This is a genomic window from Lactobacillus sp. WILCCON 0059 (genome assembly GCF_057197985.1).
This window is the reverse complement of record NZ_JBUBHN010000001.1, coordinates 792,514-806,039: the sequence shown is the minus strand read 5'-3', so window position 1 is coordinate 806,039 and position 13,526 is coordinate 792,514. Positions and strand designations below refer to the sequence as shown.

Sequence of the window (13,526 nt, the reverse complement as noted above, 5' to 3'; positions counted from 1 at the left end):
CTTTTTAAAATTGAAAAGGCTATTTTTTAAAAATGTCAATTTGTTTCTAACTTTGCCAAAAAGAAAAGAATCTCCTGCAATGAGAAGATTCTTTCAAAAAATACTTACCGGTGCTGGTGGTTCAGCTTCTTGGCCAGGAAGTCGCCGACCACTTGCACGATGAAGATCATGATTACGACCAGGAGAGTGGCCAGGAAGGTCACGTCGTTGGCGAAGTCGCGGTAGCCGTATTGGATAGCGGTCGTACCCAGACCACCGGCCCCAACGGCCCCGGCCATAGCGGTCAAGCCGATCAGACTGATGATGGAAACAGTCGATACCCTGATGATTTCTGACCGCGTTTCCTTGAGGTAGACGTCAAAAATAATGTCCCAGTTGCTTGCGCCCAGGCTCTGGGCTGCTTCAACCTTGCCCGGGTCCAGGCTTTCCAGAGCGACTTGCACCTGGCGGGCATAAAATGGGAAGATCCCCAAAGTCAGTGGCACCAGAGCAGCCGTGTCCCCGATTTCCGTCCCCACGATCAAGCGGGTCAAAGGTGAAATGAAGGCCAAAAGAATAATGAATGGAATGGCCCGCAGAACGGAGATCAGCTTGTCGCAGAAGTTGAACCAAAACTTGTTTTCCAGGATCCCGCCTGGTTCGGTCAGAACCAGAACAACCCCGAAGAAGAGGCCCAGAACTCCGCCGAAGATCGACGGCCAGAAGGTCATGTAGATGATCTGCAGAATTGAGGTGCCCCAGCCGGTGTCCCCGCTCCAGCCCAAGTTGTAAATATTTGGAAAGGTCTGCGCGATCCAGTGTACCAAACCATTAATCATAAGCGGTTACCTCTTTCGTCTAATTCCGTTACCGTGACACCCTCGTCGTTTAAGAACTTCAAGGTTGCCTTCTGCTTTTCAGCATCCCCCTTGACCGTGACCAGCAAAGTCCCGACCGGTTCGTCCGCCAAAACTTCCACGTTGCCGTAAAGCATCGATGCTTCCACGCCGACTTCCCGGTAGAGCTCGATGATGATCGACTTGGCCACGTTGTTCAAGCTGTAGACCAGCTGGTAGAGGGCTTCATTTTCAGCCAGGCTGATGTTCAAGCTCTTCAAGGTGTCAACTACGGCCAAAGAGCCACCGACGAACTTCTGGGTCAGTTCAGCCTTTGGCTGAAGGAAGACATCCCGTAAGTTGCCGTTTTCCACGACCCGGCCATTTTCCATAACTGCCACCTTGTTGGCGATCTTCTTAACCGCGTCCATTTCGTGGGTGATCAAAACGATGGTCAAGCCCAGTTCCCGGTTCAGTTTCTTCAAAAGGTCCAGGATCTGGATGGTCGTCTGTGGGTCCAAGGCACTGGTTGCTTCGTCTGACAAAAGGATTTCCGGATCATTGGCCAAAGCGCGGGCAATCGCCACCCGCTGCTGCTGACCGCCGGAGAGCTGGGCTGGATAGGCATTGGCCTTGTCTTCCAGGTCAACCAGCTTCAGAAGCTTGTGGCATTTTTCTTCCAGCTCATCGTCAGAGAGGTCTGAGTGCTTGAGGGCAAAGGCAATGTTTTCAATGACTGTTGTTTCATTCAGCAGGTTGAACTGCTGGAAAATCATCCCGATCTTCCGGCGGCGGGCCTGCAGGTCCTTGCCGCTGATCACCTGCTTGCCGTCTTTGACAAAGTCGACACCCTCAACCACGACATCTCCAGCCGTTGGCTTTTGCAAAAGGTTGATGGTTCTGACCAGGGTAGACTTCCCGGCCCCGGAAAAACCGACGATCCCGTAGATGTCGCCTTTTTCGACGTGCAGAGTCACGTCCTGCACGGCTTGCACATCGGCAGCCTTTTTCCGCTTAAAAGTCACACTGACGTGGTCCAGTTGAATAATGCTCATATGATCAAAGCTTCTTTCTAGGTTAAGTTAAAAATCTTAGAACTTGGCATCCCAAGCTGCAACTTGCTTGCTGCCGTAGTACTTCTTGTACAGCTGCTTGGTCTTTTCAGTCTGGTAAGCCTTAACGACTTCCTTGTAAGCCTTCTTGTTCTTGTCCTTCTTGCGGGCAACGATGATGTTGATCCATTGGTATGAGTCCTTGTTGATTGGTTCAACGTAGATGGTTTGCTTGTCGCCCAGGCCGGCTGGGTTGGCGTAGTCGTTGTTGACAACAGCAGCGTCAACTGACTTCAAAACTCTGGCAGCTTGTTCAGTAGCAACTTCCTTGATCTTGAAGTTCTTCGGGTTGCTCTTGATGTCAGCAACAGTGTAAAGCTTAGTTGCGCTGGTTCCCTTCAGAGTGATCAGGCCGGCGTTCTTCAGAACCAAGAGAGCCCGGGCTTCGTTGGTCGCGTCGTTTGGAACAGCGATCGTAGCACCCTTTGGCAGAGCCTTCAATGACTTGTACTTAAGTGAGTAAAGACGGATTGGAGCGATGTAGGTCTTGCCGATAGCTACCAAGTTGCTCTTGTTGGCCTTGTTCCAGTTGTTCAAGAAGTTGTAGTGCTGGAAAGCGTTAAGGTCCAGGTCCCCTGACTTCAAGGCGCTGTTTGGCTGGTTGTAGTCAGAGAAGTTCTTGGTCTTGACAATAATACCATACTTCTTCTTGGCCGTGGCAGCCACGCTCTTCCAGATAGCCCGTTCAGCCTTGGTTGCCCCAACGGTCCCAACGGTCACCGTTTCAGTTTTAGCGCTTTGCTGACCGCCCTTCTTGCCAAAGGAGAAGAAGGCGATAACAGCCACAACTACAACGGCCACAACAGCAATAATAATGTTTCTTTGTTTCTTTTTTCTCATGATTAATACCTCCAGAAACACAGCAGCAATCCCGATCAGCGGCAGTCAAATTCGAACAGAAAAGAAAAAGCGCCCGTCCTTGATAAAGGACGAGCGCTCGTGATACCACCTTTAGTTCATTCATTACTTGCGTAATAAATCTCACCAGCTGTCTCCAAACTAAAGCAGAAACAGCTTGCTTGTTTAACGAGAGCAACCCCGGCAGCGGCTAAATATCACCGCAACATATCATTCCAAGCCCATGTTCACCGGAACTCTCCTGGCGGCTTTCACCATCTGCCGCCTCTCTGTAAAGGATCGTCACCCGACTACTCTGCTTTTCGAGATAACTTTTCTTAACTTGATGCTCTAAATTTATCATTATTTTTTAAGTAAGTCAAGCCTTTTTCTAAAAAAATGTTAAAGCTCATTCCGGTCCTTGCCATAAGCGGCCAAAAGATCCCGCAGCTTGGCATCTTTCCCCTTCTCCGTCAGGACGTTGCTGACTTCTTTGATCCCATCGCAGATCCGCGACATGATTCTGAAGAGGGTCATGCCGGCAAAGAAGAGGACGACGACCGTGAAGATGGCCCGGCCAGAGAGCGGACTCAGCTTGAAGAAGCCAGGAATAAAGATGATCGACAAGATGATGCAGACCACTGACAGGGCCAAAACGCCCAGCTTGTACTTGTTGAGCGGCCGTGAGATCCAGAAGAGGACCATCAAGCCCACCAAGACCAGGAGGGCAGTTGACGCGGTCGCGACTTCATTGTCCCCAATATTGGTAAACTTGTTGGTCAAGACCAGGATGCTGACGGCCAGCCAGTCGGTAATCCCGCCAGGGATTGACTTGGTCAGAATGTTGACCGTGAAATTGCCCCGGATCCGGGAATGGTTCTTTTCCAGAGCCAAAAGGAAGGATGGCAGGCCGATCGTAAAGCTGGAGATCAAGGTGATCTGTGCCGGCTTGATTGGGTAGTTAATCGTCAAGATCAAGGAAAAGACCGCCATCAGCAAGGAGAAGATGTTTTTAACCAAAAAGAGGCCAGCTGAACGTTCAATATTGTTGACCACCTGCCGGCCCTCATTGACCACCTGGGGCATCTTGGCAAAATTGGAGTCCAGCAAAACCACCTGGGAGGCCTGGACAGCAGCGCTGTTGCCTGAAGCCATGGCAATGCTGCAGTCGGCTTCCTTCATGGCCAGGATGTCATTGACCCCGTCTCCGGTCATGGCCACAGTCTTACCGATCCTCTGCAGGGCCTGGACGAATTCCTTTTTTTGCTCCGGCTTGACCCGGCCAAAGACATTGTATTCAGCCATAGCCTGCTCGTATTCACCCGGCTTGATCGTCTGAGCATCGATGTATTTTTCCGCCCCGGCAATCCCGGCCTGGCCGGCCACCCGGGAAACGGTCACCGGATTATCCCCGGAAATGACTTTGATTTCCACCCCTTGCTTGGCAAAATATTCAAAAGTCTCCTTGGCCTCTTTCCGGATCGGGTTGGACAAAAGTACGTAGCCCAGAACTTCGACCTCCTGGGTCAAGGCTTCCTTTTCATCCGCCAGTTCAGCTGGATACTTGGCAAAAGCCAGGACCCGGTAGCCTTCTTCTGGGTAACGGGCAAACTCTTCCTGGCAGGCTTTCAGCTGAGAGCGCAGGATCATTTCCGGTGCCCCCAAAAGCAGAGTGTAGCCGGCAAAAACCGCCCCGCTGTACTTGTTGACTGAAGTAAAAGGAATTACCCTTTTGGCATTGACCAAGGGCTGGTCCTGGCCAAACTTCTGGCTCAAGGCTTCAGCGGTGATATTATCGACAGGCATGTTGGAAACGTAGGCAGCAAGCCGATCTTCCAAATCATTTCCCGGGTAATTTTTTGCCGGGACGACTTTTTCCACCGCCATTTTTGGCTCAGTGATCGTCCCCGTCTTGTCAACGCAGAGAACATTGACCCGGGCCAGGGTTTCCACGCTTTTCATGTCGTGCAGCATGACCTGATTTCTGGCCAGGCGCATGGCAGCCAGGGCCAGGGCCACCGTCGTCAAAAGATAAAGTCCTTCCGGGATCATGCCGATAATGGCTGCTTCCATCGAACTGATCGATTCAGCAAAAGACCGGTGGTTGAGGAAGTATCCTTGGGCAAAAAGGGCTACCCCCATTGGAATGATGATGATGCCGACCCACTTGATCAAACGGTTGATGGCCCGGATCATCTTTGACTCTTCTCCGCCGCCCATGGCTTTGGCTTCCGCCGTCAATTTGGCGATGTAAGACTGGCTGCCCACCTTGACCAGCTGAGCCATGACTTCACCGGAAACGACGAAAGAACCGGACAAAAGCTCATCGCCAACCTCCTTGGCAATTTCGTCGCTTTCCCCGGTCAAGAGCGATTCATTGACCCGGACGCTGCCGTCGACCACCTTGGCATCGGCCGGGATCTGGTCACCGGCTTTCAAGAGGACCAGGTCCCCTTCAACCAGCTGGTCAATTGGCACCTGCCGCCTTTTTCCGCCTCTGAGCGCCAGAACTTTGGTCTGGTTTAAGACCTGCAGCTTGCTTAAAACGGATTTTGCCCGGATTTCCTGGACGATCCCGACGATCGTGTTCAAGATAATCACCGGCAAAAAAGTCAAGTCACGAATATCACCGGCAATTAAAAGCAGGATGGTCAAAACCAGGAAGATCAAGTTGAAGTAGGTAAAGGTGTTTTCAACGATGATCTGCCGGTTGGTCTTGAACTCATCATCAATGGCGGTGTTGACCTTGCCGGCCGCTTTTTTCTGTTCGACCTCCTCCTCGGTCAGCCCCGTCTGCAAATTTGTTTTCATCACTCACATCTCACTTTTCACAACTTGCCCTCCCTGCTATTTTTTGCGCAGGTAGGTCTCAAAGACATAATCATACTTGTTCTTGCCATCAGCCTGGTGGGCTTCTGTATTTACCAGGTCAAAAGCCGCCCAGGCAAGGTCCGGCATGTAGGTGTCAGCTGGAAAAGTCCCCTTAATCCGGGTCACTTCCAGCTTGTCAACCTGGTCAGCCAGCAGGGCAAAGAGGCTGGAGCCGCCAATAACGCAGACTTCCCCGGCTTGCTCCTTCAGCCAGCTGGAAACTTCTTCTTCGCTTTTCAGCTGCAAAACCCCAGCTGGCAGGTCCAATTTTCTGCTGGAAAGGACGACATGCTCCCGGCCTGGCAGAAGACCCGGCAAGGACTCAAAAGTCTTTCTCCCCATCAGCATGGGATGACCCATGGTCTTTTCCTTAAAGTGGGCCAAATCAGCGGGCAAGTGCCAGGGCAGGCGGCCCTGGTAGCCGATGGCGCCTTTTTCATCTTGTGCCCAAACATAGCTAAGCAATTTTTTCACCCTTTCTAAACGGCAACCGGGGCCTTGATCGTGGACCCATGCTGGTAGTTGACCAATTTGATATCGGCCATTTCAAAATCTGCTACTTTTTTCTTCTCTGGGTTCAGCCACAAAGTTGGCGCGTCAAATGGCGTTCTTTTCAGCTGCTCTTCAACCTGGGCAAAGTGGTTCTTGTAAATGTGGGCATCCCCGATAGTGTGGACGAACTCACCCACTTCCAGGCCGGTTTCCCGAGCAATCAACGATAAAAGCAAAGAGTAGCTGGCGATGTTAAATGGCACGCCTAAGAACATGTCACCTGAGCGTTGGTAAAGCTGCAGGCTGAGCTTGCCGTCAGCCACATAAAACTGGAAAAGGACATGGCAAGGCGGCAGGGCGCTGGAAGGAACGTCTTCCGGGTTCCAGGCCGTTACAATCAAGCGGCGGGAGTCGGGATTGGTCTTGATCTGCTCAATCACGTTCGCGATCTGGTCGATAAAGCCGCCATCCCGCTTGCCCCAGTGCCGCCACTGGGCCCCATAGACGTCGCCCAGGTTGCCGTATTTTTGAGCAAAAGCTTCATCATCCAGAATCCGCTGGCAGAATTTCTGCATTTCTTCATCATAGACTGCCTTAAATTCCGGGTCCTTTTGACTCCTGAGGCCAAAGTCAGTCATGTCCGGGCCCTGGTATTCCGGGCTGGTTACCCAGTTCTTGAAGGCCCATTCGTCCCAAATGTGGTTTTTATGTTCAAGCAAGAAGCGGATATTGGTGTCTCCCCGCAAGAACCACAAAAGCTCGCTCTTGATCAAGCCAAAAGGCACCCGCTTGGTTGTCAAGACCGGGAAGCCCTGGCTTAAGTCAAAGCGCATTTGGGCCCCAAAGAGGCTTCTGGTGCCTGTCCCAGTCCGGTCATTTTTGTCATTGCCTTCGGTCATGATCTTTTTCAGTAAGTCTAAATATGCTTGATCTTGATTTGCCATTTCCTTGTCCTTTGCAAAAACTTTTTACTTCACTTCACCTTTAGTCTAACAGAATTTTTTAGCAGGTGTTAATCTTTACAAAAAGCTTAACAGATGGAAAAAGCCCTAGCAGGATTGGCCTGCCAGGGCTTGTCATTGTTCTTCTTTTTTCGCTTTTTAGCTAATTAACCTTGAAAAAGGCCTTTTTCCCGGACAGGGTCCGCTCGATATCAGTCATGCTCTGGAAGAACATGTTCTTGACCGCCATCTTGGTATAGTAGGCTGAGTGCGGGGACATGACCACATTCGGCAGGTTGATCAGCTCCGTGTACTCTTCCGGCAAAGAACCCACGTCCTCAAACTTGCGGCCGAAGATTTTTTCTTCCCCTTCCAAAACGTCCAGGGCAGCCCCGCCGATTTCATGATATTTCAAGGCCACAATTAAGGCCGCGGTATCGACCAGTTCACCTCTTGACTGGTTGACCAGGATCGCGTCGTCCTTCATCTTGGCAAATTCATTGGCGCTGAACATGCCCTTGTTTTCCGGAGTCAGCGGGATGTGCAGCTGAACGATATCGCTTTCCTTGATCAAGGTCTCAAAGTCAACGAAGTCCAAAAAAGGCTCTAAAGAAGCATTATAAACCGGGTCATAGCCGATGACTCTAGCCCCCAGGGCATGGTACATTTCCGCCGCTGCTGCCCCGATCCGGCCCAAGCCGACGATGCCGACCGTCTGGTTGAAGATCTCATCGCTCATCAGCTCCGTTGGCCGGGTAAAGTCCCCCCGCCGCATCTTCCGGTGATAGTAGCCCCACTTGCGCAAAAGGTACATGGCCCCGGTCAAGCCGTTTTCCGCGATTGCCCGCGGCGAATAAGCCGGCACATTAGCGACGGTAATCCCGTACTTAGTGGCCGCTTCCAAGTCGATATTGTCCGCCCCTACCTTCCGCAAGGCCAGGTGCTTGACTCCTCCTTGCGCCAAAGTCTCAAGGTCAGCGGCCGTCAAGGCTTCTGCCTGCTGGGTCGAAACTGCCTCAAAGCCCTTGGCTTCTTCCAGGTTATCTGCCGTCAAGGGGCTGTGGGTATAAGAAATTTTATCGTCTGGGTGTTGGTCCTGCCACTCTTTTAAAAAAGCTTCTTCCACCGGCGTAATGCCGAACAAGTATGCCTTCATCTTTTTTCTCCTCATAATTGACAAATTTTGCCAAACAAGCTCTCGTTTTTTCTGATTCTGGTATCCTAAAGTAAAAGCCTGATGCTTTTCTTTATATTATGACAAAAAAATTAAAAGATTGCTAGAGTGATTTTTAGTTATCGCATTTTTTAACACTTCTGTAATCTTTAAGCTAAAGGCCAGAAAAAACTGAAAAGAAAACATGGAGAAAAAGTATAAAGCAAAAGAAAGGTAGAAAATGATGAATGAAGAAAACGATCCCCGTTACATTCAACCCAAAGACAGTCTGGAAGCCATGGAACTGATTCAAAAGCTCTTCAACCAGTACCGCCGCGCACCCTTAACCTCCGAGCTTCTTGCCTACCATCAGAATTTGATCGAACGCCTGGAAGGTGACATCCACCAGGCTGCTGAAGCAGAAGGCCAGGCCAAAAGAGTCCAGGACTTAGACCGGATGATCAAGCTGATGAAGGACTGGACCGCCATCCGACTTTCCGGCCGCCCCTTTAACGCCAAGATGCGCCACTTCCGCTTCCTGCCAGAGGGCGGCCAGGTCAAGTTCAAACGGCATCCCCACAAAATTAAGGCTAATTCCAGTCACAGAGCTAGCCGGCATTAAAAAAGCGAGACCACTTGTCTCGCTTTTTTGTTTGCATATCTAACTTGCTACTTGCTCAATTACTTGATGTAAGCGTACTTGTAGCTCCATTGGGTACCAGCGTTGTTGTGGATGATCCCCTTAACCTTGCTGTTTTGCAGGTAGGCAGTCGTCTGCTGGTAGATCGGGCTGACTGCCTGGTCGGCATTAGCCACTTGGGCAGCCTTGACCAGGTCTTGCCAGCGCTTGTTAACGTCGTTGGCGTCAGTCGTCAAAGCCTTCTTGATCAAGCTGTTGTATTCAGCATTGTTCCACTTGCCGTAGTTGTAGCTAGTCCCCTTCTGCAGGATCTGCATGAAGGTCATCGGGTCGCTGAAGTCCCCGCCCCAGCCGGAAACGTAGATGTCAAAGTCCCCGCTTACAGCCTTGGTGTAGGCGTTCTTGCTTGGGATGGAGCTGACCTTCACGCTGATGCCGGACAAAACCTTGGTCCATTGGGACTGCAGGTACTGAGTCAAGGCGTCGGCGTTGGTGCTTTCGTTTGAAGCCAGCAAGGTCAGGTTCAATTTCTTCAAGCCCAATTCCTTCAAGCCAGCCTTCCAGTACTTTTCAGCCAGCTTCTCGTTGTAGTCAACGGTATTAGCCACCTTTTGCTCCTTGGCAAAGTCTTCCTTGTTGGCTGGGTCATAGGCCAAGCCGGAAGCCACGAAGCCAGTCGGCACGCTTGACCCGTCCCCGAAGACCTTGCTGGTCAAGATCTTCCGGTCTAGTGACAGGGACAAAGCCAGGCGGATGTTCTTGTTGTTCAAAGCCTTCTTAACTGTCGCGTCCTTAGCCTGGAAGTTGTAGGCCAAATAAGCAACGTAGGAGTATGGGTAAGTCTTGAAGTCCTTATTCTTCTTCAGCTGCTTGACCTGTTCACTAGACAGCGGAGTGAGGTCCAGCTTGCCCTGCTGGTAGAGCTGGTAGCCGGTGTTGGTGGTCTTAACGACCTGGTAGCTGATCTTGCTCAGCTTAACAGCCTGCTTGTCCCAGTATTGGTTATTCTTGACAAAAGACCAGGTGTCATTGGTCCCCTTCCAGCCAGTGATTTTAAAGGGACCAGAGTAGAGCATGTACTTGGAACTGGTGGCATACTTCTTGCCCGCCTTCTTGATGAAGTTTTCGTTTTGCGGCCCAAAAAGCGGATAAGCCATCAAGACCTTGAAGTAGGCAATTGGCCGGTTGAGCTTGACTTGCACGGTTTCCTGGTTCAAAGCCTTGATGCCCAGGCTGGACGGGTCCTTCTTGCCGGCAATAATTTCATCAGCATTCTTGATGCCAGAGAAAAGATAGGCGTAAGGTGAGGCCGTCTTTGGGTTGATCGTCCGCCGCCAGGAGTAGACGAAGTCCTGGGCGGTAATCTTTTCCCCGTTTGACCACTTGGCGTTTGACCGCAGCTTGAAGGTCCAGGTCTTGCCGTCCTTAGACACGGTGCCGGACTTGGCTAAGCCGGCGGCTGGCTGCCCGTTTTTGCCCAAACGGTAGAAGCTTTCAAAAACGTTCCCCGTCTGCCCATAACCGGTCGCCTTGCTGATGTCAATGGTATCCAGCGGAGCGGCCGCGCTGAGCTTTAAGACCTGCTTGTCCTTACTTGATGAGCTTGAGCTCTGCTGACTGCCGCAAGCGGCCAGCAGGAAGGCGGCACTGACGCTGACAGCGGCAAGGGTGAATTTCTTGATCTTTTGCATTTTTTCCTCCTAAGACAAAAAAGCAGCTGCTCCCTAAAGGAAACAGCTGCTTCATTTGCCACTAAGCTAACAATTACTAGGCAAATCACTTGGTCTGAGCTAAATCCAGATTAGGCAACACAAAACGGTCGTATGACATAAGTGACATACAACAAACGCACATAGTTTGGTTTTCTTGCATTGCAAACATGATTTAGCTCCTTTCTCAATTTGATTTAATTTAATCTTACAGATTCACTTACAAAAAGTCAACGCATTCTTGCAAGTTTTTCAGTTTAATCCTTAACCTTCAAAAAATCAGCCAGATCCCGGCGGGGAGCCTGGTAGCCGTTGACGTACTCATCTTTGGCATAGCCCAGGCCGATCCCCATGGCCAGAGTCTGGTCATCCGGGATCCCCATGATTTCCCGTACGCTGGCCGGGTACTTGACCAGTTCATAAGCCGGCATGGTGTCAATCCCTTTGGCCTTGGCAGCGATTGCCAGAGTTTGGGCAAAAGCACCCAGATCATAGACTGACCAGAGGTTGGAGTGCTTAGGAATGGTCAAATAAGCAATTGCCGGGGCATAGTAAAGATTTTTCTGCAAAATGTTGGTCCTGAGGTCCAGCAATTCCGGCGTGTTCAAATATTCCTGGCTGGCTTGGTTGTGCCGGAGCATGTTTTCCCTTGGATAAGGATCCCAGTCTTCCCGGTGCCAGGTTTCCCAGTCTGGGGACGGAGCCGTCCCCGCTTCAGCCAAAGCCAGGTGGCGGGCATGGATCTTCTTGGCCGTTTCCCCCATGGCTAAATAAACCCGCCAGGGCTGGGAATCAACCCAAGACGGAGCCAGGCCAGCCAAGCGGACTACTTCTTCCAGGTCTGCCCGGCTAGGCTCATTGCTTTGGTCAAAATAGCGCGTGCTGCGGCGCTTTTCAATTGCATCAATCGCATCAGTCATTTTTGCACCTCTCTTAATACTGCTTACCTTTGTACTTCTTTTTTGTAAGTATAGTTCAAAATTGACTGAATAGCAAAAAAATCGCTATAATTGAGGCAAAAGCAGATATTTTATTTCAATGGAAAGCAGGATATGGACAAATGGGTTTAACCTTTAAAAGACAAGACGACTTAGACAAACTCTTCGACAAATTCGCCAGCATCCCTGACCCCAAGAAAGCCGCTTCCGGCAAGGGCAAGGAAAAAGAAGACGACAAAGCTGCCGGCAAAGAGGCAAAGTAAGCCGCTTGTTGGCGGCTTTTTATATTTTATAAAAGTCGCTAAATTTTCCCGTAAATCTGCCCACCTCTGCCCTATTTAGGCTAAAATTAACTTGTAAGCATTTGCAATTATTTTTCTTTAAGGATGTGAGCACCTTGGACAACAGCAACTTGCTGACCTACCTGGAATGGCGGGGCGACATTCCACTGGAGAAGTCTCCTTTCAACGAAATTGACGCTTTAGTTTTAGCAATTTTTTCTTATCTTAACTTGGAAAAGTACATCCCTTCCGGCAATAAGGAAGTTACCGTACGCGAAATCGCCGAGAAATACTTTGCCTCTTCCTTTACCGGCATAGACGCTAGCCAGTACCAGGAACTCTTCCGCCTAATGAGCGAGGGCGACCGCTTTAAGGATGCCCGCTTGTCCCACTTCAACACTGTTTTGACCGACCAGTGCCAGTTCAGTGCCTTAAAAATCGTCCTTGAAGATGGTACCCACTACGTGGCCTTCCGGGGGACCGACGACACCCTGGTCGGCTGGCGGGAAGACTTTGAAATTTCTTTTAAGGAAACCAAAGCCCAGATCTTAGGCGCCCGCTACCTCAAGGACCTCCTGGCTGATGACACAGCAGACTATATCCTGGGCGGCCACTCCAAGGGAGGCAACCTGGCTGAATACGCTGCTTTGAAGCTGCCTGAGGACTACCGGGCCCGGATCAAGGCTGTCTACACCTTTGACAGTCCAGGTCTGGCCAGTGAGGCCGGAGTTGACTATAACGAGGACTTTTTAAAAAGAGTTCTCCGCCGCTACGTGCCCGACTTTTCCATTATCGGCCGCCTGTTTGAACCCAGGGAGGTCGACCCAGTCATCGTCTATTCAACCAATGGCAACATCGCCCAACATGACACTTATTCCTGGCAGATCAAGGGCAGCCATTTCGTGACCCGCAAGCGGCCCAATCCTGAGTCCCGAGTCTACAACCAGCTGATCAACCAATGGATCGGATCAGCCAGCCTGGAAGAGCGGGAAGCCCTAACCCAAGACCTCTTTGACGCCCTGGCGGCCAGCGGGTCCAGCAAGATCAACCAGCTGGCTAAAAACGGCTTTGGGGGCTTCGGAGCCATCCTTTTATCAGTGACCAACTCTTCAAGGCGGACCAAGTTTATTTTGGGTAACCTCTTTTCTTCTATTTGGCAACTGATCAAAAATCAGCAGATTGGGGCCGCCCTTTTCAGCCGGGATACTCTGACTGGCTGGCTCCTGGTCCTGCTTGGCATCATCAGTCTTACGGCACCAGACTATGCCTTCAAGGCCTTCGGGATTTTGGCCGCGGTCGGGGGGATTATCTTCAGCGTCAACCATATTCTCTCGGTCTCTGTTTCGGCCTTTAAGCCCCAGCAAAAGCGCTTCTTCTTGATCACCTACCTGGTCTTGTTCGCGGCCTCTGTAGCGCTTTTATCGAGCAATCAGCTATTAGTTTTTTTGGCCCACTACTTCTTGGGAGCCTTCCTGCTTTTCTATGCCTATGGCCGGACCCGCAAGATTATTTTGCGCAAGCAGACCGGGGTCTTTAGAACTATCATCACCGTGGCTGAAGCCATCATTTCTTTTGCCTTGGGGATCATCGTCATCATCAACCCAGAATACTTCAACCACCAATCAATCATTGAGATCGGGATCCTCTTGATCATCTACGGAGCCTTCAAGCTGATTGCCGAACTCTTTAACCACCGGCCGCAAATGCCGAAAAAACACCGGTAAACGCAAAATGCTC

General features: G+C 50.8%; 12 protein-coding genes. 3 read left to right on the top strand and 9 right to left on the bottom strand.

The window, feature by feature from the left end; all coding sequences use genetic code 11:
- Window positions 1-104: 104 nt before the first annotated feature.
- From ACYVUT_RS03955 to ACYVUT_RS03925, 7 genes are all read right to left on the bottom strand, one after another.
- Window positions 105-818: a methionine ABC transporter permease gene (locus tag ACYVUT_RS03955; protein WP_439776212.1), complete on the bottom strand. Its 714-nt coding sequence runs from the start codon at window positions 816-818 to the stop codon at window positions 105-107.
- Entirely contained in the window at window positions 815-1,870 is a 1,056-nt protein-coding gene (locus tag ACYVUT_RS03950) for a methionine ABC transporter ATP-binding protein (protein WP_439776211.1), read from the bottom strand. Before ACYVUT_RS03950 ends, ACYVUT_RS03955 begins: the two co-directional genes overlap by 4 nt.
- Window positions 1,871-1,906: 36 nt before the next feature.
- Window positions 1,907-2,767: a MetQ/NlpA family ABC transporter substrate-binding protein gene (locus tag ACYVUT_RS03945; RefSeq protein ID WP_439776210.1), complete on the bottom strand. Its 861-nt coding sequence runs from the start codon at window positions 2,765-2,767 to the stop codon at window positions 1,907-1,909.
- A gap of 399 nt (window positions 2,768-3,166) precedes the next feature.
- Window positions 3,167-5,575 carry an HAD-IC family P-type ATPase gene (locus tag ACYVUT_RS03940; protein ID WP_484500011.1) on the bottom strand — a complete coding sequence of 803 codons (2,409 nt, stop codon included), beginning with the start codon at window positions 5,573-5,575 and terminating at the stop codon, window positions 3,167-3,169.
- Between the two features lie 36 nt (window positions 5,576-5,611).
- The gene (locus ACYVUT_RS03935; protein WP_484500010.1) at window positions 5,612-6,100 is read right to left on the bottom strand and encodes a dihydrofolate reductase; all 489 of its coding nucleotides are present in this window, start codon (window positions 6,098-6,100) and stop codon (window positions 5,612-5,614) included.
- A 14-nt stretch (window positions 6,101-6,114) separates the two neighbouring features.
- Window positions 6,115-7,071 (bottom strand): thymidylate synthase, encoded by a 957-nt coding sequence (locus ACYVUT_RS03930; RefSeq protein WP_439776207.1) that lies wholly within the window; start codon window positions 7,069-7,071, stop codon window positions 6,115-6,117.
- Between the two features lie 160 nt (window positions 7,072-7,231).
- A complete protein-coding gene (locus ACYVUT_RS03925) occupies window positions 7,232-8,224 on the bottom strand; it encodes a D-2-hydroxyacid dehydrogenase (protein ID WP_484500009.1) in 993 nt (330 codons plus the stop codon).
- Between the two features lie 241 nt (window positions 8,225-8,465).
- Here ACYVUT_RS03925 and ACYVUT_RS03920 point away from each other — a divergent pair, with 241 nt between their 5' ends.
- Window positions 8,466-8,843: a hypothetical protein gene (locus ACYVUT_RS03920; protein WP_484502043.1), complete on the top strand. Its 378-nt coding sequence runs from the start codon at window positions 8,466-8,468 to the stop codon at window positions 8,841-8,843.
- 59 nt (window positions 8,844-8,902) lie between these two features.
- Here ACYVUT_RS03920 and ACYVUT_RS03915 read toward each other — a convergent pair whose 3' ends face one another.
- Together ACYVUT_RS03915 and ACYVUT_RS03910 are read right to left on the bottom strand one after the other, a co-directional pair.
- Entirely contained in the window at window positions 8,903-10,552 is a 1,650-nt protein-coding gene (locus tag ACYVUT_RS03915) for a peptide ABC transporter substrate-binding protein (RefSeq protein WP_484501486.1), read from the bottom strand.
- 275 nt (window positions 10,553-10,827) lie between these two features.
- The gene (locus tag ACYVUT_RS03910) at window positions 10,828-11,490 is read right to left on the bottom strand and encodes a nitroreductase (protein WP_484501485.1); all 663 of its coding nucleotides are present in this window, start codon (window positions 11,488-11,490) and stop codon (window positions 10,828-10,830) included.
- Window positions 11,491-11,630: 140 nt separating this feature from the next.
- Here ACYVUT_RS03910 and ACYVUT_RS03905 point away from each other — a divergent pair, with 140 nt between their 5' ends.
- Both ACYVUT_RS03905 and ACYVUT_RS03900 read left to right on the top strand, forming a co-directional pair.
- The gene (locus ACYVUT_RS03905) at window positions 11,631-11,771 is read left to right on the top strand and encodes an SPJ_0845 family protein (RefSeq protein ID WP_002879072.1); all 141 of its coding nucleotides are present in this window, start codon (window positions 11,631-11,633) and stop codon (window positions 11,769-11,771) included.
- A 134-nt stretch (window positions 11,772-11,905) separates the two neighbouring features.
- Window positions 11,906-13,513: an Mbeg1-like protein gene (locus tag ACYVUT_RS03900; RefSeq protein ID WP_484500006.1), complete on the top strand. Its 1,608-nt coding sequence runs from the start codon at window positions 11,906-11,908 to the stop codon at window positions 13,511-13,513.
- Window positions 13,514-13,526 lie beyond the last annotated feature (13 nt).